Origin of the sequence: Burkholderia sp. R-40, assembly GCF_049942845.1 — a bacterium.
In the GTDB taxonomy this organism is placed as follows: Bacteria; Pseudomonadota; Gammaproteobacteria; order Burkholderiales; family Burkholderiaceae; genus Burkholderia; species Burkholderia ambifaria.
Genome location: NZ_CP187968.1, coordinates 2,135,027 through 2,155,515 on the forward strand (window position 1 = coordinate 2,135,027; position 20,489 = coordinate 2,155,515).

At 65.6% G+C, this 20,489-nt stretch carries 13 protein-coding genes; 7 read left to right on the forward strand and 6 right to left on the reverse strand.

The window, feature by feature from the left end:
* Window positions 1-184: 184 nt before the first annotated feature.
* The 6 genes from ACP26O_RS26020 to ACP26O_RS26045 all read left to right on the forward strand — a co-directional run bounded on the left by ACP26O_RS26020 (window position 185) and on the right by ACP26O_RS26045 (window position 8,566).
* The gene (locus ACP26O_RS26020) at window positions 185-2,365 is read left to right on the forward strand and encodes a beta-glucosidase family protein (RefSeq protein WP_244098926.1); all 2,181 of its coding nucleotides are present in this window, start codon (window positions 185-187) and stop codon (window positions 2,363-2,365) included.
* 145 nt (window positions 2,366-2,510) lie between these two features.
* The gene (locus ACP26O_RS26025; protein ID WP_175663144.1) at window positions 2,511-3,758 is read left to right on the forward strand and encodes an MFS transporter; all 1,248 of its coding nucleotides are present in this window, start codon (window positions 2,511-2,513) and stop codon (window positions 3,756-3,758) included.
* Window positions 3,759-3,789: 31 nt separating this feature from the next.
* Window positions 3,790-5,277 (forward strand): sulfatase-like hydrolase/transferase, encoded by a 1,488-nt coding sequence (locus tag ACP26O_RS26030; RefSeq protein WP_175663143.1) that lies wholly within the window; start codon window positions 3,790-3,792, stop codon window positions 5,275-5,277.
* Window positions 5,278-5,419: 142 nt separating this feature from the next.
* Entirely contained in the window at window positions 5,420-6,478 is a 1,059-nt protein-coding gene (locus ACP26O_RS26035; protein ID WP_279607346.1) for a porin, read from the forward strand.
* A 72-nt stretch (window positions 6,479-6,550) separates the two neighbouring features.
* The gene (locus tag ACP26O_RS26040; RefSeq protein WP_175663141.1) at window positions 6,551-6,910 is read left to right on the forward strand and encodes a BON domain-containing protein; all 360 of its coding nucleotides are present in this window, start codon (window positions 6,551-6,553) and stop codon (window positions 6,908-6,910) included.
* Between the two features lie 33 nt (window positions 6,911-6,943).
* Window positions 6,944-8,566, forward strand: a complete 1,623-nt coding sequence (locus tag ACP26O_RS26045; RefSeq protein WP_426356340.1) for a sulfatase — start codon at window positions 6,944-6,946, stop codon at window positions 8,564-8,566.
* A gap of 189 nt (window positions 8,567-8,755) precedes the next feature.
* Here the strand turns inward: ACP26O_RS26045 and ACP26O_RS26050 are convergent, their stop codons facing one another.
* From ACP26O_RS26050 to ACP26O_RS26065, 4 genes are all read right to left on the reverse strand, one after another.
* Entirely contained in the window at window positions 8,756-10,591 is a 1,836-nt protein-coding gene (locus tag ACP26O_RS26050) for a S53 family peptidase (RefSeq protein ID WP_175663139.1), read from the reverse strand.
* A 705-nt stretch (window positions 10,592-11,296) separates the two neighbouring features.
* A complete protein-coding gene (locus ACP26O_RS26055) occupies window positions 11,297-12,781 on the reverse strand; it encodes an efflux transporter outer membrane subunit (protein WP_175663138.1) in 1,485 nt (494 codons plus the stop codon).
* 13 nt (window positions 12,782-12,794) lie between these two features.
* Window positions 12,795-14,381: a DHA2 family efflux MFS transporter permease subunit gene (locus tag ACP26O_RS26060; protein WP_012365648.1), complete on the reverse strand. Its 1,587-nt coding sequence runs from the start codon at window positions 14,379-14,381 to the stop codon at window positions 12,795-12,797.
* Window positions 14,374-15,492, reverse strand: coding sequence for an HlyD family secretion protein (locus tag ACP26O_RS26065; RefSeq protein ID WP_175663137.1), 1,119 nt, complete (start codon window positions 15,490-15,492; stop codon window positions 14,374-14,376). The genes ACP26O_RS26060 and ACP26O_RS26065 overlap by 8 nt, the downstream gene beginning before the upstream one ends.
* Window positions 15,493-15,584: 92 nt before the next feature.
* On the opposite strand from ACP26O_RS26065, the gene ACP26O_RS26070 reads away from it, so the two are divergent.
* Window positions 15,585-16,412 (forward strand): CerR family C-terminal domain-containing protein, encoded by an 828-nt coding sequence (locus ACP26O_RS26070; RefSeq protein ID WP_175663136.1) that lies wholly within the window; start codon window positions 15,585-15,587, stop codon window positions 16,410-16,412.
* A 13-nt stretch (window positions 16,413-16,425) separates the two neighbouring features.
* On the opposite strand, the gene ACP26O_RS26075 is transcribed toward ACP26O_RS26070, so the two are convergent.
* Together ACP26O_RS26075 and ACP26O_RS26080 are read right to left on the reverse strand one after the other, a co-directional pair.
* Window positions 16,426-18,894 (reverse strand): mechanosensitive ion channel domain-containing protein, encoded by a 2,469-nt coding sequence (locus ACP26O_RS26075; protein ID WP_175701234.1) that lies wholly within the window; start codon window positions 18,892-18,894, stop codon window positions 16,426-16,428.
* Between the two features lie 154 nt (window positions 18,895-19,048).
* Entirely contained in the window at window positions 19,049-20,008 is a 960-nt protein-coding gene (locus ACP26O_RS26080; RefSeq protein WP_175663135.1) for an LLM class oxidoreductase, read from the reverse strand.
* Between the last annotated feature and the right edge of the window lie 481 nt (window positions 20,009-20,489).

Consider the following 20,489-nt stretch of genomic DNA (forward strand, 5'->3'; position numbering starts at 1 on the left):
AAGGGTTCGCAACGCCGTCCCGTGTCCGCATGAATGGCGGCGCGTGTCGTCGGCCTCGCTCGGCGATGCATGCGACCGATGTCGGGGAAAGTCCCAGTGTCCCGGAGACGCATTGCGCTTGACGAGGGGGCGGGCGTATCTATAAATTATCCAAGTGGATAGTTATTCAATGAAACGAGTTCTCATGACGCCTGTCGACCGTGATGCCGGTATCGAATTTTCGAATGCGGTGCTTCAATCCTCCTTGTCCTCGCCGATGGCGGCGCTTGCCGACCCTGACGAACGCGCGCGGGAAGTCGAAGCCCGCATGACGGACGACGAGCGGTTTTCGATGCTGTACAGCCTGATGGTGCGCATTTTCGGCACGAACGCGCGCGAATCGCGCGTGCCGGCGCACGTCCCCGACATCGCGGGATACGTTCAAGGCGTGCCGCGACTCGGCATTCCGCCGCTGCTGCTCGCCGATACCAGTCTGGGCTTGCGGGCGACCCATGACGTGAACGAGACGGCCACCGCGCTGCCCGCGGGTCTGGCGCTCGGGGCGACGTTCGATCCGATGCTGGCCACCGCGGCGGGTACGCTGATCGGCAAGGAAATGCGCGAGCGCGGCTTCAACGTCGCACTCGGCTGCGGCATCAATCTCGTGCGCGAGGTGCGCAACGGCAGGAATTTCGAATACCTGTCGGAAGACCCGCTCCTGTCGGGAAAGCTTGGTGCAGGCATGGTGTCCGGTACGCAGGCCGAAGGCGTCATCGCGTTGGTGAAACACGTCTCGCTCAACGCGAGCGAAACGAACAAGTTCTTTCTGGATGCGATCATCGACCCGGCCGCCCATCGGGAAAGCGATCTTCTCGCGTTCCAGATCGCGATCGAGACCGGTCGGCCCGGCGCGTTGATGGGTGCATACAATCTGGTCAACGGCGAATATGCGTGCGGTAACAAACATCTCATTCAGGACACCATAAAGGATGCGATGGGGTTCGAGGGATGGGTGATGTCCGACTGGCGCGCGGTCAATAGCTGGGATTACGCGCTCAAGGGCCTGGACCAGCATTCCGGTGCGCAGCTCGACGAATGCGAGTGGTTCAACGAACCATTGCGCCGGGCCTTCGACGAAGGTCGCATTCCCCGGAAACGGATCAGCGAGATGGTGCAACGCATGTTGCGTTCGTACTTTGCGGTGGGCATCGACCGGCCGTCCGCCGCGGAGCCGGTCGATGCGGACGCACATAACGACGTTGCGCTGGAGATTGCCCGTAAAGGCATCGTCTTGTTGCAGAACCGCGATGCGATGTTGCCGCTGGCCCGGACTGTGCGGCGGATCGCGCTGATCGGCGGCTTCGCGCAGGTTGGCGTCCTGTCAGGATCCGGTTCGAGCCAGGTTCGGCCGCGCGGCGGCTATACGGCGGAGATTCCGTTCAGAAGTCACCCGTTGCTCGGCGCGACGTCGATGTGTTTTTTCGGCCCATCGCCACTCGCGCAACTGCGTGCGCGCCTGCCGGGAGCGACGATCGGTTTCGACAGCGGCGCGCATATTGCCGATGCGGTGGCGCTGGCTGAAAAAGCCGAAGTCGTGATCGTGAACGCGATTCGACACGAGGGAGAGCGCTTCGATTGCCCCGACATGACGTTGCCGTATGGTCAGGATGACCTGATCGAAGCGGTGGCGCGCGTCAATCCGAATGTCGTCGTCGTACTGCAGACCGGCAACCCGATCGCGATGCCGTGGCGCGACAAGGTGCGGAGCATCGTCCAGGCGTGGTTCCCGGGGCAAGCCGGCGCGCAAGCCATTGCCGAAGTGTTGACCGGCGAGGTCAATCCTTCGGGGCGTCTGCCCGTCACGTTCCCCGTCAGCGTCGATCAAACACCGCATCCGCGGTTGCCCGGGGCCGATGTGGAACTCGGCACGCCGATTCAGGTGCGTTATCACGAGGGCGCCGAAGTCGGATATCGCTGGTTCGCGCAGCGAGGCGACACGCCGATGTTCGCGTTCGGTCACGGGATGAGCTATACGGACTTTGCGTACAGCGATTTTGCGGTGAGCGGCGGCGACACGGTAACGGCGAGCTTTACCGTCACCAATACCGGCCCGCGAGACGGGGACGACGTTCCGCAGCTCTATCTCACGCATGCGGCCGAAGCGACGCGCATGCGTCTGCTCGGTTTCGAGCGCGTGTGGTTGCGTGCGGGCGCGTCGGTGCGGGTGAGCATGGTTGCTGATCCGCGCTTGCTCGGTTGTTTCGACGCGACAGCGGGGCGGTGGCGCATCGTCGAAGGCGACTATCGGATCGTGCTCGCGCGCTCGGCTGCCCATCACGTCGTCGATGCGACGGTTCGGCTCGAGCATCGCGAATTCGGCAGGTAAGCAACCGGCGCATCGGCTGCGCTGTTTCGGTACGGCGTGCTCGCGTACCGCGCATGGCCGATGGGCGGGGAATTTTCGCATCAGCAATTTACAGGTCGAATGATTCAGGGTGGTTTTTTGCCCAATCGGCTGCAATGGAGACACTATGGACGAACTCGTGCTTGCGGCGCCCGGCAGGCGCTCCCGCGGACATCTCGGCATTACCCTGACGCTAGCCTTTATCGGCGTCTGGCTTGCATTGATACCGTATCCGATGATGATCCTGCCGATGCTGGCCGAGCGCATCGCGCCGTTGGACAAGGCGAACGTGCTTGCGCAGGCGATCGGCGTGGGCGCGATCGTCGGATCGATTGCGCAACCGATCTTCGGGGTGCTGAGCGATCACACGCGGGCCCGCTGGGGCATGCGCAAACCGTGGATCTTCGGCGGTGCGGTGGCCGGTCTGGGCGCCATGGCGATCCTGGCAACGGCTGGATCGCCGGCTCAGCTTGCGCTGGGGTGGGCACTGATGGCGCTGTCGTTCAATGCGACCTTGAGCGGGCTCAACGCGATTCTCCCGGATCAGGTGCCGCCCGCCCGGCTCGGATTCTTTTCCTCGATCGTCGGATTCACGCCGCCGATCGGCATTCTGCTGGGCGTGTGGATCGTGCGGCAACTGGCGCCCGATCTCGTGTCCGTCGCGATGTTGCAAGGTGCGATCGCGTTTACCGCCATCACGTGTTTTGTCGTGTTTGCGAATGACCGGAGACTCGAGGAAGGTCATTTCAAGCGGCTGCAATGGAAGCGGCTGGCTGCATGTTTCTGGACGAATCCGATCAAGCACCCCGATTTCGCCATCGCGTGGCTATCGCGTGCGTTGGTGCTGTTCGGCGTGAGCTGCCTGCAACACTATCTGATGTTCTATCTGCGCGACCGGATCGGCCTGTCGCAACAGGAAACGCCGCACGCGATGTTCATGTGCCTGCTGGTCGCCACGGCGGCGATGACGGTCAGCGCGTTGCTGTTCGGGCGACTGTCGGACCGCCTGCAACGCCGGAAGGTATTCGTCTTCGTGGCAGGGGTGGGGATGGCATTCGGTCTGCTGGCGTTGCTGGCCTGTACCACACTCGCGCAGCTGCTGGGCGTGATCGTGTGGATCGGTCTGGCACAGGGCGCGTATCTTGCCGTCGATCTGGCGTTGGTGACCGAAGTGCTGCCCGATCCCGATACCGCGGCCAAGGACATGGGCGTGTTCCACCTCGCAAACGTGCTGCCGCAATTCGTGCTGTCGCTTTTCGTGACATGGCTGACATTGCCCGGCGGTGCGATCCGTTACGACACGTTGTTCGTGACGGCGAGTTGCGCGACGGCGCTCGGTGCGCTCGTCATCATCTTCATCAAAGCGGTTCGTTGACATCGAACGTCTCTTTACCATCGGATTTGAAATGACCAAGCAGCCCAATTTCATCGTCATCGTCGCGGATCAGCTACGTGCCGATTGCGTGCATGCCGTGCATCCATCAACCCAGGTCCGGACACCGAATCTGGACCGGCTCGCAGCCGACGGCGTGGCCTTTACGCAAGCGTTCGGACAGCACAGCGTGTGTTCCCCGTCGCGCGTATCGTTCCTGTCGGGCCGCTATCCGCATGTTGGCGGTCATCGGACGCTCGGCCACTTGCTCGGCCCGCATGAACCCAATTTCCTGCGCGTCTTCAAGGAAAGCGGCTACCACGTCGCGATGGCGGGTGGCCGTGGCGACTCGTTTGCCGCCGGTGCGACCGAGTTGTCGATGCATGAGCACGGCTTCCTGCCCGAGGAAACGCGGCGCAGCGCCGGCGAATTTCTGCGGAGCAAGACGCAGGGCGACCCGAGCGATCCGATGGTCCGTGCGTTCTATCGCGGGCAGCGCTCGCAGGATCAGGCGAACGTCGAATATGACGAAGTAGTGGTCAAGACAGCGGAGCACTGGCTCAAGTCTCCGCCGCGGGAACCCTGGGTGCTGTATGTCCCGCTCTTTGCCCCGCATCCTCCGTTCGAGGCGGAAGAGCCATGGTTCTCGATGTACGACCGCGAGACGGTGCCCGAACGTGTCGCCGGAAGCGGGCGCATGCCGGCCTACGTCGACGCGCTCACGAAGGCGCACGGCTGGGATCACATGACCGACGCGCAGTGGCGGGAATTGCGCGCCGTGTATTACGGGATGGTGTCGAGGCTCGATCATCACGTCGGGCGGATCGTGGATGCGGCCCGGCAGGCGACAGAGCCAGAGCGGCTGATCACCACCTTCTTCTCGGATCACGGCGAATATCTCGGCGATTTCGGTCTCGCCGAAAAGTGGCCATCCGGTGTGCACGAATGCCTGCTGAGAAACCCGCTGATCGTGTCGGGCGTGTCGGCGCCCGGTGTGGCCGGCACCGTTTCCGACGCGCTGGTGGAAATGATCGACGTGTTCCCCACGTTGCTGGATCTGGCGGGTCTCGAGGCCACGCATGCGCACTACGGGCGCAGCTTCGTGCAGTGCCTTCGCGACACCGGGGTGCCGCATCGCGAGAAGGTGTTCAGCGAAGGAGGATTTCTCGTCAAGGAAGCCGATTATTTCGAGAATGCCGGCTTCCCGTACGACATCAAGGGCACGCAGCAAAGGGAGCATCCCGAGTCGGTCGGAAAAGTGGCGGTCGTTCGCACGCTTGAATGGACTTACGTGTGGCGATTGTACGAAGGGCCGGAACTGTATCGACGGACGACCGATCCGAACGAGACGACGAATCTGGCCGGTATGCCGGAATACGCCGAGATCGAGGCCGATCTGCTCGCGTCCTTGTTGCGCTGGCAGGTTGAGACAGCGGATGTGCTGCCGGCCGGGAAAGGCGCCCGATTCCCGGTCGTCGATTTGCCGCGTCCCGGCGAGTGGCGCGAACAGCAGGAACGTTGACGGCGCTCAGGTCGCGGGGTTGTCGAAGCCGATAGCTCGGCGACCTGATTTCCAGGTCGGGCGGTGGCATTTGCCAGGCAGTTTTCCGAATGAATTTTCATGACAAATAATTAATATAACTAATTATTAAATGGAGGAGACAGTGCGGAAAGAAGCTGTAGCGGTGATCGCCATGGTGATCTCGGGATATACGTATGCGCAGTCGAGCGTGACGCTGTTCGGAACGGTGGGGGGAGGCGTGCGTTGGACCGACGGGGTACAAGGTGGGCATCAGATAGGGTTCGACAGCAATTCCATTTCGGGCAACTCGTTCGGCATCCGCGGGGTGGAAGACCTGGGCGCGGGATGGCGTGCGATCTTCATGTTGCAGAGTGGCTTCATTACTGGCACGGGCGGCACGAAAACGTCGAGTACTTTTTTCTCTCAGCGCTCCTATGTCGGACTGGAGGGGGGATTCGGCCGGCTGATGCTGGGGCGTCAACTCAACGCAGCGGAAGACATTGGGGTTCAGCTCGACCCGAACGAGGCCAACGGGCCTTCGCTGGCCACCGTGCCCGGCATTCTGTGGGGCGGGAATTTCTTCACGCTGGACGCGCGCTTCAACAATACGATCAAGTATGTCGGGCGTAGCGGCGGATTCACGTTGCGGGCGAGCTATTCGCCGGGCGGGGTGGCCGGCAATACGCGGGCCGGGACCAACTTCGCCATCGGCACCAGCTATCAGTTTCGGACGCTGCTGCTGGCCGCCGCGTATCAGAAGACCTACAACGCCAGCGCCTCGCAACATGCGGAGACGGCGATGGGCGGGGCAACGTGGCAGCTCGGGCCGACCCGGATGTATTTGAGCTACAGCGCACTGAAGGTTTCCGCGGCGACCGCGGCCGGCGCGGAACGGCGCGATCACATTCCGTCGGTAGGGCTCGTCTATCGGGTAACGCCCACGCTGCAGTTCACCGGTGCGACCTATTACGACATCGCCAGCAACCTGAAAAATGTCGCGGGCGCCGACGGCCGAAAAATGACGACGTATGCGATGGTCGAATATTTTCTGTCGAAGCGCTCCGAACTCTATGTTGAATTCGACCGAAACGGGTTTTCCGGTGCTTACAAGAAAGATCCCACGAACGTGTCGGCATTGAATCTTCGTCCGGACGGGCGCGCGGTGACCGGTGTTTCGATCGGGATGATCACGCAATTCTAGATACACATTCGATGGCAAGTTCGTGCTCGAACACGAAGCACGATCGGCGCATCGATTCGACGGGGAGGATGTATGCATGTTCGAGTGATGGTGTGCCGGGCCGCTGTGGCAACGGCACTGACGGTGCTGGCCGCGAGCGCGGCGGCTCAGGAGCGGCAGGCGGAACCGGCGCTTTCTTCAATGCCCGCGGCGGCGCCCACCAAGGCGCAGAAGGCGGCGGATCGCCAATTGAGGAAGCGCGTTGCGCGTGCGCTCGGGCGAGCGAAGCGACTCGATGCGAGTCGCTTGCTGATCTTCGTGCGCGGCGATGTCGTGACGCTTTCCGGCGATGTAGCGGATTCGGAACAGAGCGCGTTGGCTACCGCTACCGCGCAGCGCGTGCCGGGCGTCGGCGAGGTGCGTAACCAGCTTCGTATCCGTACACGAAACTGACGAGCATTAATTCTGGAGTGAAATGAGCGAATCATGAAAGCAATTCTTGTGATGTACGACAGCCTCAATCGGCACATGCTCCCGCCTTATGGCAACGAGTGGGTCAAGGCGCCGAATTTCCAGCGGCTTGCCGGGTGGAGTGCGACGTTCGACAACTGCTATATCGGCAGCATGGCGTGCATCCCCGCCCGCAGGGAATTGCATACGGGGCGCTACAACTTCCTGCATCGAAGCTGGGGGCCGCTCGAGCCGTTCGACGATTCGATGCCGAACATGCTTCGACGCGAGGGCATCCATACGCATCTGGCCAGCGATCATCCGCACTATTGGGAAGATGGCGGCGCGACTTATCACACGCGGTACAGCAGTTGGGAGTTCTTTCGCGGGCAGGAGGGCGACCCGTGGAAGGGGCAAATCCGGCAGCCGCCGATTCCGGCGCGGCTCAAGGGGGCGCTGAACGAGAAGGCCGCGCGCCAAGACTTCGTCAACCGCCAGTACTACCCGACCGAAGATCTCCATCCACAAACGCTGACGTTCGACGCGGGCGAGGCGTTCATCCGGGAAAATCACGATGCGGATTCGTGGTTGCTTCAGATCGAGACGTTCGATCCGCATGAACCATTCGCCAGTTATCCGAAGTATCGCGATCTCTATCCCCAAACGAACACGGACGCGCATTTCGACTGGCCGCCATACGGTCCGGTATCCGGAAACGAAACCGACGACGACATTCGGCACGCGCGATTCGAATATGCCGCGCTTGTATCCATGTGCGATCACTCGTTGGGGCGGATTCTCGATCTGATGGATGAACTGAATCTGTGGCAGGACACGATGCTCATCGTGTGCACGGATCATGGCTACATGCTCGGAGAGCACGGTTGGTGGGCCAAGACGGCGCAACCCTGGTTCGACGAGCTCGCGCATACGCCGCTTTTCATCTGGGACCCGCGTTCCCGCCGTGCGGGCGTTCGGCGCCAGTCGCTCGTGCAGATGATCGACATCGCGCCGACGCTGCTCGATTTCTTCGGCGTGCAAGCAACGCCGCGCATGCAGGGCGTGGCGCTCGCGAAAACCATCGACGAGGATCTGCCGGTTCGGGAGGCGGCGCTGTTCGGCATGCACGGCGAACACGTCAACGTGACGGACGGCCGTTACGTATATATGCGGTCAGGGCCGGACCCGGACCGCAACGCGCCACTGTATGAATATACGTTGATGCCCACGCACATGCGCGAGATGTTCAGCGTCGACGAACTGCAGGATATCGAGTTGGCACCGCCGTTTCCGTTTTCACAGGGCGTGAGCATGATGAAGATCGCGAGCCGGCCCATTGGATATTCGTATCGTGCCGGAACGCTGCTGTTCGACTTGCAGACGGATCCCGGACAGGCGCAACCGTTGTACGACGCCGCCGTGGAGCAGCGCATGGCGACACTCGCCCGGGATCTGATGCGTGCCAGCGACGCACCGGCCGAGCAGTATGAACGTTTGGGTTTGCCGGCCGCGGGCCCGATCGACCACGACCAACTGCTTGCCCGTGCCCACGCGGATCGATCGGAGGCGCTACGTCTGCATCTGGCCGCGCGTGCGCAAGCGATGCGCGCTGAAGTGGAGGGCCGGCGCGTTCGCGCCGAAGCATCGCCGGACCATTGAGCTGTATGTATAGGCGTTGCCGTCCGCAAGAAAGTGCGGCGGCAGCGCGCAACGCACGGTCGCCTGTCGCGGCCCGGCGTGGAATGCGAAAAACCCGCGAGGGCTTCACGGCCTTCGCGGGTTTTGTCTTTTCGCGGGGCAGCGCCAGGCTCCGCCGACAGGCGCGGAACCTCGCGCGTCATCCGGCCATCAGCGCGCGAAATCCGACGTGCTCTGGATGAACGTGTTCAGCTTCGAGATGTTCACGCTGCCGAAGCCCGTCGTCGCGTCCCAGCCGGCCTTTGCGTTGTAGCCGTACGTCCCGCTGCCGTTGTTGCCGGACGTCACGTCGTGGAGCACGGCCGCGTTGCTCGGAAAGTACTTGTAGATGCTCGACGCCGGGAAGCCGAGCGCGTTGTTGTTCGCCGATTGCAGCCGCGCCCAGATGCCGGTGAAGATCGGCGCGGCGAGGCTCGTGCCGCCTTCGTTGTTCAGGTAGCCCGAGCCCCACAGCGTGTCGGACGTCTGGCCGTTCACCACCAGGATCGCGCCGGTGCGCAGGTCGGCGTCGAAGCCGACGTCCGGCAGCGCGCGCTTGGTCGACCCGGTGACGCTCGACGATTGCCACGACGGCGCGGCTTCATACTTGCTGTAGCCGCCGCCCGTCGACCACACGGTGCCCTGCTGCCAGCTCGGATCGTTCCACACGATTTCGCTGTTGTACGCGTTGGTCGACGTATTGGTGAACAGCGTCGTGCCGCCCACCGCGATCACGTAAGGCGACGTCGCGGGTTCGCTCACCGTGTAGGTCGAGCGCGATGGCTTGCCGCTCGCGCATTCGTATGCGCCGTGGTCGCCGGCCGACACCGAAAAGGTCTGCCCCTGCGCGACGGCCTGCTTGAAGATGGTGTCGTCGGTCGCCTGGGAGCCGGTGCTGTACGCGGACGATTCGCACACGCCGAGCGACACGTTGATGACCTTCGCGACGTTGTCGCTCACCGCCTTGTTGTACGCGGCGGTGATCGCCGTGAGCGTCATCGACGGCGCCACGTAGAATACAACCTGTTTCACGCTGCCGCCGGCAGTGCCGACGATCGACTGGCTGTCGAGGTTCCATTCGACGGTGCCGGATGTATCGGTGTACGAACTGCCTGACGGCCCTGTGTGGACGACACTGCTGCTGATCGTGCCGAGGCCGTTGTTCGCGGCGAACGTGTTGAGGTCGCTGACCGTCTGCGACAGGTCGCCTTCGGAAATGATGCCGACCGTGGTCTGCGAGGCCGTCGGCGTACCGTCGCCGCCATAAAGCGACGAGAACTCGGTCGGGTTGTGCGGCACCGCGGATGCGCCGGCGGGAATCGTCAGGTTGCTGGTGTTGCCTTGCGGCTTGCTGCCCGCGCCGGTATGCATGAGCTCGACGTTCTGCAGGCCGAGCACGGCGCCGACGATCCCGCCGATCGCATTCGGCACCTGCGCGGCGTCGGTGTTCGCGTAGACGCTGCGGCCGTTGTGCGTGAAGCGCTTGAGCGTCGTGCGGAAGGCCGACTTGATCGTTGCCGCGGTGCCGGATGCGGACACGAGCAGGCGGTTCGGCGCGACCACGACGTTGACGAAGCCGGCCTTGCGCAGGTGCGCGACGACGGAGGCGACTTGCTGGTCGGTCGGCGCGTACTGCGCGGCGAACTGCGCCGGCGTGAGGAACTGCTTGTAGTGCGGCGAGCCGGGCGTATGCAGGTCGCGCAGGTATTGATCGAGTTGTGCTTCGTTGCGCAGGTTCAGCCCGAGCACGATGTCCACCGATTCGCCGGGCGCCATCTCGATGGCAGACGCGGCAGCGGCGGCGGTGCTGGCCGCCGGTGCGCCGGCGGTACTGCTGCTTTCACCTTGCTGGACGAGCGGCAGGAATCCCTTGGTGCGCGTTTCCGTCCAGCCGGCGGCCGGTGCGGCATGGACGGCCGTCATGCCGAACGAAGCGGCTGCCGCGGCGGCGAACGCGAGCTTGACGATGCGGATGTGCTTTTGTTTCTTGTCTGCAACCTGATTCATTTTGAATTACCCCTCCGGTTGAACATCGAACGGCATGAACAACAACAGTCGACGGCGGCGCGGATCATGTACCGCCGATATCCGCCGCGCTCGCGCGGATGGCGCGAACGCGACGGGGCCTTTCGCCCGATCCGGAAAGGCGGTGACCTCCGGGAGCGAAATGCTGGAATGCCAGGTAGTGGTGGCGCTGCGCCGCGTTGCGGGTCGGCCGCGCGAGCAGGCTTGATGCAGGCGGGATCGCTAGAGCAACAGTTTCGGTATCCTGCTCATTCGGTTCGGTCCTTCGGCCCGCTGCCGGACGGCAGCTGCCCAATGAAATGCATCGGGATGTTGCATGCGCCGACGGATGAGAGGCGATCGGCGGCGAGAACTTTGGTGCAGCGGAAGCGAAATGCGTCGAGCGGAATCGATTGCGTGGTTTGCAATGTGTCAGATTGCTTGCATCGGACGGTATCAAGAACGAAAGTTCGGTGTCAAACTTTTTCTGATTATATGAAACAAAATTAAATGAATTAAGCTGAAATGCTTTTGAAAAGATCGGGGGTGTTTTGTAATTTTCGAAACCCGATTTGGTTGTAATCGCAACTTCATCGGGCGGATCATTCTCGGTTCGAATCGTAATGGGCGAACCGTTGTGGAAGAAACATTCGAATCGTCGGTGCCGGCGCCATCAACGAACTTTGCCGGGCGAGCGCCCGGCGCATGTCACCCCGCGTTCGTCTGCCACCCGAGCCCGAGGCTCTTCTGCAGCGATACGTAATCCTTGACGAGTTCGGCCTTTCCAGCGATCACGTTCTGCTGCGCGGCGAGCGCCTCGCGCTGCGTGTCGAGCAGATCGATGATCGACGCGACGCCCGCGCGATACCGCTGGTCCATCAACGTGGCCGAATGCGTGGCCGACGTCTGCACCTTGGCGAGCGCGATCACATGTTCGCGCTGGTGTCCGTAGCGCTGCAGCGCCGTGTTCGCGTCCTGCAATGCGCCGAGCACGGCTTTCCGGTAATTCGCCTCCGCTTCGTCGCGCGACGCTTCGGCCGCCCGTACCGCGCCGCGCGTGCGGCCGAAGTCGAGAATGTTCCATTGCAGATACGGCGCGCCGACCCACGTGAAGTTCTGCTTGCGAAACAAATGGCCGGGGTCCGTCGCGCTGAAGCCGAGATCGCCGAGCAGCGTCACCTTCGGGAAATAGTCGGCGATGTGTTCGCCGATCTGCGCATTGCTCGACGCGAGCCGACGCTCGGCCGCGCGGATGTCGGGGCGCTGCTTGAGCAGCGCGGCCGGATCGCCGACCGGCACGCTGCCGGGCAGCGTCGGCAGCGTGCTCGATGCCGACAGCGCGGCATCGAGCGCGCCGGGCGCGCGTCCGGTCAGGATCGCGAGCCGGTCGAGCGACTCCGTCACCTGCGCATCGAGCGGGATCAACGACGCGCGCGTGTTTTCGACCTGCGTCGTCAGGCGTTCGATGTCCACATCGGCCGCGACGCCGCGCGCGCGGCGCTGCTGCGTGAGTTCGAGCATGTGCTGTTGCAGTTCGGCCGTGCGCCGCGACAGCGCGAGCCGTTGCTGCTGGTCGCGCAGGTCGACGTACGCGGTCGCCACTTCGGCCGCGATCGACACCTGCGTGTCGGCGAGGTCGGCGTCCACGGCTTCCGCCTGCGCGGACGCGGCTTCGACCGCGCGGCGCGTGCCGCCGAACAGATCGATTTCCCAGGTCGCATCGAAGCCGGCCGAATAGAGTTGCAGCGGGCCCGAGCCGGCCAGCGACGGCGATGAACCGCCCGACTGGTTCGAGTTGCCGGACGGCAGCAGCGAGCCGAGCGCGCTGACGTCCGGTTCGCGCGCGCGGATCGCGGCGACGGTGGCCGACGATTTCGGCAGCTGCGCGGCGCGCTGTTGCGACAGCTGCGCGCGCGACGCGCGCAACCGGGCCTGCGCGGCTTGCAGATCGGGGTTGTGCGCGAGCGCGGCGGCGATCAGGTCGTCGAGCTGGCGATCGCCGAGCGCATGCCACCACGCGCTCGGCGCGGGTGCGGTGGGGGCGACGCCGGTGGCGGGCGCACGCACGAAGGTCGGCGCGTCGGGTGCCGCGGGTGCGCCGCGGTAGTCGGGGCCGACGGTACAGCCGGCGAGCAGGCAAGCGGCTGCGCACAGCGTGAGCGCAGGGCGGCGGGGCAGGGAGAAGGGCTTCATCGTGTAAGACGGTTCAATGGCCGGACGACATCGGCTGCGGACCGCGCGGCGTCTTCAGCAGCAGCGCGAGCGGCACGCACGCGAGCAGCGCGAGACCCAGCAGGTAGAAGGTTTCGGAATAGGTCATCACGATGGCCTGGATCTGGATCTGCTGCGCGAGCTGACCGAGCGCACGCAGATGCGAATACGCGAGGTCGCCGGTGTGCGCGAACCAGTTCGCCGCGTACGCCGACAACCGTTCCTGCCCGATCAGCGAATTGGCGCTGACCGATTCGCGCAGCGCGGCCGCATGGAAGGTCGTGCGCCGGTCGATCACGGTGCCGATGATCGCGAGCCCGATCGAGCCGCCGAGGTTGCGCGCCATGTTGTAGAGCCCGGCTGCGTCGCCCGAGTCCTCGCGCGCGACGGCGGCCATCGACGCCTGGTTCAGCGGCATCATCGCGAGCATCTGCGCGACGCCGCGAATCAGCTGCGACCATACGAAATCATGGCCGACGCTCTGCGCGGTCAGGCCGATGTCGAGCATGCAGCTCAGGCAGAACAGCAGCAGCCCCGAGATCACGAGAACGCGGAAGTCGACCTTGCCGAGCAGGCGCGGCAGGATCGGCATCACGAGAAACGCGGGCAGGCCCGACAGCAGCATGATCGCGCCCGCCTGCTCGGCGTTGTAGCCCGCGACGATCGCGAGGAACTGCGGCAGCAGGTACGACACGCCGTACAGCCCGGCGCCCACCGCGGACACGATCACGATCACGCTCGCATAGCGCGGATTGCGCATCAGCGACAGGCGCATGATCGGCCGCTGCGCGAACCGCTGCGACAACGCGATCAGGATCATGCCGGCGAGCGACACACAGCTCAGCGTGACGATCATCTGCGACTCGAACCAGCGTTCGCGCTGGCCTTCCTCGAGCACGACGGTCAGCGAGCTCAGCCCGATCGCGAGGCCCGCGATCCCGAGCCAGTCCGCGTTGAAGAACGTGTTCCATTGCGGACGGTCGGAAGGCAGCCCGAACACCAGCAGCGCCATCAGCAGCAGGCACACCGGCAGATTCAGGAAGAAGCACCAGCTCCAGCTGACGTTCTCCGCGAGCCAGCCGCCGAGCACGGGACCGAACAGCGGGCCGAGCAGCACGATCAGCCCGAACAGCGTCATCCCCACCGGCAGCTGCGACAGCGGCAGCCGCGTGCGGATGATGGTTTGCGCGGTGGGGATCAGCGCGCCGCCCGTGAAGCCCTGGCCGATGCGCCCGGCGATCATCATCGCGAGTGAATTCGACCAGCCGCACATCATCGAGAACGCGATGAACAGCGCGGCATTCGTCAGCAGGAAGTTGCGCAGCCCGAACACGCGCGTGAGCCACGCGGCGAGCGGGATCATCACGATTTCCGACATCAGGTAGCCGGTCGAAATCCACGTGCCCTCGGTGCCGGTCGCGCCGATTTCGCCCTGGATCTGCGGCAGCGCGGAGTTGGTGATCGAGATGTCGAGCGTCGCCATCAGCGCGCCGAGCGCGCCGGCGGCGACCGCGATCCAGTCGGTGACGCTCGCGCGGCCTTCGTGCGGCGGCGCGGGCGGGGTGGCGGCGGTATCAGCCATGGCGGTTCTCGTTGCCGTCCGCGCGCGTGTCGACGTCGACGGTCACGGACAGCCCCGGCACCAGCATGCGTGGCGCGTGCGCGTTCGCGGCGAGGCGGATGCGCACCGGCACGCGCTGCACGATCTTCGTGAAGTTGCCGGTCGCGTTCTCGGGCGGCAGCAGCGCGAATTGCGCGCCGGTGCCCGGTGCGAAGCTGTCGACGGTACCGCTGAGCGTGTCGTCCGGCAGCGCGTCGACGTGCAGCTCGACAGGCTGGCCGATGCGCATCCGGCCGATCTGCGTTTCCTTGAAGTTCGCGACGAGATAGATCGCATCCACCGGCACGACGGTCAGCAGGCGCGTGCCGGGCTGCACGTACTGGCCGACGCGCACCGTGCGGTCGCCGACGCGGCCGTCGAGCGTGCTGCGCACGATCGTGTTGTCGAGGTCGAGCCGTGCCTGCGCGGCGCTGGCCTGCGCGGCTTCGAGCTGCGCGCGCGCCTGCTGCAACTGCGCGGTGAACGACGCGATCTGCGTGCGGGCGGCGGCGATCGACGCAGTGTTCGCGGCGAGCGTCGCGGCGGCCTGGTCGCGCGTGCTCTTCAGGTCGGCCACGCGCTCGTGCGTCTCGGCGCCGGTCGCCGCGAGCGGCGCGTAGCGTGCGTATTCGTCGCTCGCGTGCCGTGCGTTGATCTGCGCCACCTTCGCCTGTGCTTCGGCCTGCTCGAGGTTCGCGCGCTGCTGGCTGATGTCGGCTTCCGCGCGCGCGATGTCGGCGCGGCGCGCGTCGGCGGTCGCGGTCGACTGCGCGAGCGCCACCTGGTACTGGCGGACGTCGAGCCGCACGAGCGGGTCGCCGGCCTTGACCACCTGGTTGTCGCGCACGTAGACGTCGGTCACGTAACCGGCGACCTTCGGCGCGGCCGTCATGTTGTCGGCCTGCAGATAGGCGTCGTCGGTGCTTTCGATGAAGCGGCTGACCGTCCACCAGCGGCCCAGCGACACGGCGGCGCCGATGGCCGCGACCACGGCGACGGCGATCAGGATGTGCCGCCGCCTCGAACCGACGTTGCGTGGCGATGCGGTTCCCTGACGATTTTCTTTCAGTGACGGGGGTTGCGACGTCGACATGAGGTCATCCAATTTATTCCAGGCGGACGAATTATTCCAGTCGGTAAAAATCTGTCAAGTAGAATGTGGTTCGATCGAGTGACGAGGAAGGCATGAACGAAGCGAAGAAGCTGCGCCGTACGTCGACGGGCGGCTACGCGCGCGGCGACGAGACGCGTCGGCGAATCATCGATGCGGCGATCGAGCTGTTCGGCGAACACGGATTCGCGGGTGCATCGACGCGCGACATCGCCGCGAAGGCCGGCGTGAACGCGCCGGCGCTCCAGTACTACTTCGAAAACAAGGAAGGCGTGTACCGCGCGTGCGTCGAGGCGATTGCCGAGATCGGCTGGAGCGTGCTCGGGCCGGCGGTCGAGCATGCGCGTGCGGCGCTCGACGCGGAGGCGGACGTCGACGCGCTGATCGACGCGTTCATCGTCATCCTGCGCACGCTGGCCGATCGGATCTTCACGGTGCCGAAGACGCTGGGGCAACGGATGTTCTTCGCGCGCGAGCAAGTCGGGCAGGAGCCGGCAGGCGCGACCGACATTCTGATGAAGCGCGTACGCAAACCGCTGAACGACGTGAGCGCCGAACTGGTCGGCCGGATCTCGGGGCGGCCGGCCGACGATCCCGTCACGCGGTTGCGCACGATGAGCCTGTTCGGGCAGTTGACGGTGTTCCACCTCGTGCAGCGCTCGGCACTGCAGTTGCTCGACTGGGACGGGTTCGACGGTGAAGGCGGCGCGCTACTGATGGCGACGATCGCCGACCAGACGCGCGTGCTGCTCGAACACTGGCATGCGCAGCGCGGTGCCATTGTCGACGAAGCGCCGGTCGGCTTACGGCGCGGCGCGGGCGTGAAACGCGCGGCGAAGCCTGCTGCATCGACCGCCGCCGCGAAGCGCGTGCCGCGCGCGAAGAAGCCGGCGGCACGCTGAGCGGCACGCGCGATCAGTTCGGCTTGCGCTCCGGCGGCGGCGCGGGATGCGTGTCGGCGGCAGGCATGTCGGCGGCATCGCCATCGTATGCGGGGCCCACGGGTCGCGAACCTTCGTCATACGCGACGAGGCTGCGCTGCGGATTCGCGATCCGGATCCCGCGTTCGCGGAACATCACCGCGATCCGCCGGTTGAACTCGCGCTGCACGCCCCAGCGTGCCGAGTCCTTGCACTGGATCTGTCCTGCCAGCGCGATCATCGCGCCGTCGACCTGATCGATGCCCCAGTAGCTGAAATCCGACAGGATGCCGTCCTTGTAGTTCGGGTCGTCGCGCAATGCGGCGCCGATCTCTTTCAGCGTCGCGATCGCGAGATCGATGTCCTGCCCGTAGGCGATGCTGACCTTGACGGCCGCGTTGCCGAGCCCGCGGTTCGTGTTGTTGACGGTCGTCACCGAGCTGAACGGAATCGTGTACAGCGATCCGTCGCCCGCGCGCAGCCGCACGGTGCGGATCGACAGGTATTCGACCGTGCCCGACACGCCGGCGAGCGTGACCCAGTCGCCCACCTGCATCGCGTTCTCCATCAGCAGGAAGATCCCGGTGATGAAATCCTGCACGAGCTTCTGCGAGCCGAAGCCGAGCGCGACGCCGAAGATGCTGGCGCCCGCGAGCAGCGGGCCGATGTTCACGCCGATTTCGCTGAGGCCCGTCAGCACGACGACAAGCGCGATCAGGATGAACAGCAGCGAACGAAGCATCGGCAGCAGCGTGCGCAACCGCGCCGCGCGCACGAGATTGCCTTCGCGCGTCCATAGCTGCAGGCGCCGCTCGATCGCGATGTTCGCGGCTTCCCATACGAGCAGCGCGACGACGGCCGCGATCGCGATCGTGATCAGCGCCGACGCGAGCCGATGGCCGATCGTGCCGGTCCCGAACGCATGGAAGATCGGCACGCCCCAGGTCTGCAGCAGCAGCACGACGGTCACGACGGCGATCACCGCCGACACGATCTGGCGCATCAGCGGGTAGTAGCGGTACGCGTGCAGGTGGACGAGCGTGCGATCGTCGTCGCGGCGCTGGAACAGCCGCGCGAGCGCGCCGAACACGACGATCGACACGATCCGCATGCCGACCATCACGGCGATCGAGCGGCCGCCGAGCGTGATCAACACGCGGTAGCCGTTGTGAACATCGAGCGCCCACACGAACCACAACGCCATCACGACGAACACCGCCACGGGCGCCCACGCGTCGGCGAGCGCGTTGCCGATCACCGCGAAGGCCGGCCGCTCGTCGCCGGCCGCGCGAATGCGCGCGGCGACCGGCTGGCGGCACCGCAGGATCAGCGCCGAGATCATCAGGTGGCCGACGAGCGCGACGGCTTTCAGCAGCGCGACGTGACCGGCGTCGCTGAGGCCGAAGCTTCCGGCGAGCTCGACCGCGGCGGTGCAGGCGCCGAGGACGATCGCGATCCGTGCGATCGAGCGCTGCGCGAACGCGGCCCAGGCATCGCTGATGTGCAGCAGCCGCAGCTGCGGCGCATCGGGCTGGAAGAACAGCCGGCTGACGATCGTCACGAGGCGGCAGATCACGTAGATGTCGATCAGCGATTCGAGTGCGATTTCGGTCGGCGTGCCGGCGTCGTCGAGCAACGACATCGTCAGGCTCGCGACGCCGACGAACACCAGCAGCGGCACGACCCGCAGCGCCAGGCTGATCAGCGCGCGCGGCATCCGGCGCAGCAGCGTGGTGTTGCGCCGCGCATGACCGCGGCCTTGCGACGACGTATCGGGCCTGCCGGTGCCGTCCGCCCTGGCGGCGGCGTCGATCGTGGAGGCCGGCGCCGTGTGGTCGTCCGGGGCGGGCGGCTCGGACCCGGCGGGCTCGGCTGGCTCGCCTTCGGCCAGACGCGACGATTCGGCGCGGCGCGCGCTCAGGGCGGCCAGCGCGCGCCGCAGCAGCCGCCTCGCGAACCATTCGATGACGAACGCCGGCACGAGCACGGCAAGAATGATCCCGATCGCGCGCGTGAGGTCCGCCCGTGCGTCGGCGCGGACCAGCCGCTCGTGCCACCAGTTGCCCACCGAGCCGACATCGAGCAGCGAGCTCAGCGATTCGCGCAGCGCGCCGCCGATTTGGGCGGCCCAGCGCGACCCCTGCCGGACGACCAGCGACGCGAGCCCGTTCGTCGTCAGCGCGGCGGGGGCGGCGGCGGCCGAGGCCGCGCTGGCCGGCGCCGCGCCGCTCGCCGGCAGCGCGGGCGTGCTCAGCACGCCGACGGCCGCGATCGCGCGCAATGTGGTTTCGACCTGTTCGCGTTCGCGCGGGTTTTGCAGGACGGAGAGGGCCTGCTGCGCCTGTTGCGGCGTCAGCGCCGGCACGGCGCCGGAGGCGGCCGATGCGGCGGTATGGGCGGGAGCGGCCGCGTGGGCGGCCGAGACGACGGCGGCAAGCAGCCAGCCGAGCAGGAAATGTCGCATGAGTAGGCGTGCGGGCGTGCATCGAAGCGTGGCCCGCCGGTCTGGACGATGGACGGAAGTTAACATGATCGCGAGCGCCGCCGAATAGTTCCGTCGATGAATATTCGATTCGGGCATACCGCATCGGGCATGCTGGATGCGGATTCCTGACGAATCAGCGTTCCTCATCGTGAAAGACCGGCAGCACGTGCTCGGCGACTTCCTCGATAACCTCGCGCACTGGCCGGTCCGAGCCGGGATTCAGCGTGACATGGTGCGTGCCGGCCGCGCGCATGTCCCGGAGAATGCCGATCAGCGCGTTGCGTCCGGTTGCGTAACCGAGTGACAGCGCGGTGGCCGGCGCATCGCGATTCGCATCGAGATCGAGCCGCATCGACACGCCGAACGCGCGAAAGGCTGGTTGTGCAAGCCGCTCGACCGCTGCGCGCCACATCGAATGGCGCGCCCGCTGCGTGTCCGGATCGCGGTGGTAGGTCATCCAGCCGATCGCGTTCCGTGCGATCCAGTCGACGCTTTGTCCGCCGGAGCCGACCGCGAGCATCGGCACCGCGTCGTCGCCGCGCGGCAGCAGCGTGAACTCGGGTGCGTCGGGCGGCGTTTCGTCGGGCACCACGCGGGACGGCACGGCGAGCGCGGCCGCGACGATGTCCCAATGCCGGCGATACCGGTCGCGCCGCGTTTGCGCGTCGACGCCGAACGCCGCATATTCGGGCGGCCGGTCGCCGGAGCCGAGGCCGAGGATGAAGCGTCCGCCGGACAGCGTCGCGACCGACAGCGCGCCCTTCGCGACATGCAGCGGATGACGCAGCGGCAGCACGATCGCGCCGCTCGCCAGCACGATCCGGCGCGTGCGCGCCGCGAGCGCGCCGAGCAGCACCCACGGATCGAGATGCCCGACCGGGTCGGGATAGTCGGCGCTGTTCAGCGGCACGTCGCGAATCCACAGCGCGCGAAAACCGAGCGAATCGGCGAGCGCCGCGAGTTCGAGCTGCTCGTTGAAATCCGCGACGGTGTGGCCGCTGCGCAGCAGCGGCAACGTCAGGCCGATCGACAGCCGCTCGGCCGAGAAGACGCGATGCGCGACGTCGGCGCGGTCGAAGGCGGGCAGGGACATGTGCATTCCTTGTAGACGGGGCGAAGCGCTCGCGCGCCGTACGGTGTCCGAATGCTAACGTGTTCGCGATGTTCGCGACGCGTCGATCTGCAGCGTCGTGCCCTGCGGCGCGAGACCGAGGCGCTCCGCCACGTGCCGCGACGCCGGGTCCGGTGCCGGCGACGAACCGCCGCGCGATGAACGCGGCCAGCGTCGGGCGATTGTAAGCAGATCGTCGGCGTCATGCAGGCGCAAGCGTACGGCCGGCGCACGCATCCCCACTCCTGCAACTTCGCCGTCGCTCTCCCGGGCCGTTTCCCGTCGTTTCACTTTCGAAACATTCACGCATTGCCATTGCCGTGCGATTTGCATCGGGGTCGTTTCATCGGCCTGCGCAGCCTTGCGCAGCGAAGCATGGTGCGCTCCTTGCATATCTGTATGTGCCGTGAGCGCGATCGCGGGCGCAGCAGGGGCCGGGCGATCGCTTCAGTGGGTCGGACGT

What these genes read in the sequence shown, in the direction of transcription:
- ACP26O_RS26020 (WP_244098926.1), top strand. Translation starts at nt 185, where the DNA reads ATGACGCCTGTCGACCGTGATGCCGGTATCGAATTTTCGAATGCGGTG.
- ACP26O_RS26025 (WP_175663144.1), top strand. Translation starts at nt 2,511, where the DNA reads ATGGACGAACTCGTGCTTGCGGCGCCCGGCAGGCGCTCCCGCGGACAT.
- ACP26O_RS26030 (WP_175663143.1), top strand. Translation starts at nt 3,790, where the DNA reads ATGACCAAGCAGCCCAATTTCATCGTCATCGTCGCGGATCAGCTACGT.
- ACP26O_RS26040 (WP_175663141.1), top strand. Translation starts at nt 6,551, where the DNA reads ATGCATGTTCGAGTGATGGTGTGCCGGGCCGCTGTGGCAACGGCACTG.
- ACP26O_RS26045 (WP_426356340.1), top strand. Translation starts at nt 6,944, where the DNA reads ATGAAAGCAATTCTTGTGATGTACGACAGCCTCAATCGGCACATGCTC.
- ACP26O_RS26050 (WP_175663139.1), bottom strand. Translation starts at nt 10,591, where the DNA reads ATGAATCAGGTTGCAGACAAGAAACAAAAGCACATCCGCATCGTCAAG.
- ACP26O_RS26055 (WP_175663138.1), bottom strand. Translation starts at nt 12,781, where the DNA reads ATGAAGCCCTTCTCCCTGCCCCGCCGCCCTGCGCTCACGCTGTGCGCA.
- ACP26O_RS26060 (WP_012365648.1), bottom strand. Translation starts at nt 14,381, where the DNA reads ATGGCTGATACCGCCGCCACCCCGCCCGCGCCGCCGCACGAAGGCCGC.
- ACP26O_RS26065 (WP_175663137.1), bottom strand. Translation starts at nt 15,492, where the DNA reads ATGTCGACGTCGCAACCCCCGTCACTGAAAGAAAATCGTCAGGGAACC.
- ACP26O_RS26070 (WP_175663136.1), top strand. Translation starts at nt 15,585, where the DNA reads ATGAACGAAGCGAAGAAGCTGCGCCGTACGTCGACGGGCGGCTACGCG.
- ACP26O_RS26075 (WP_175701234.1), bottom strand. Translation starts at nt 18,894, where the DNA reads ATGCGACATTTCCTGCTCGGCTGGCTGCTTGCCGCCGTCGTCTCGGCC.
- ACP26O_RS26080 (WP_175663135.1), bottom strand. Translation starts at nt 20,008, where the DNA reads ATGTCCCTGCCCGCCTTCGACCGCGCCGACGTCGCGCATCGCGTCTTC.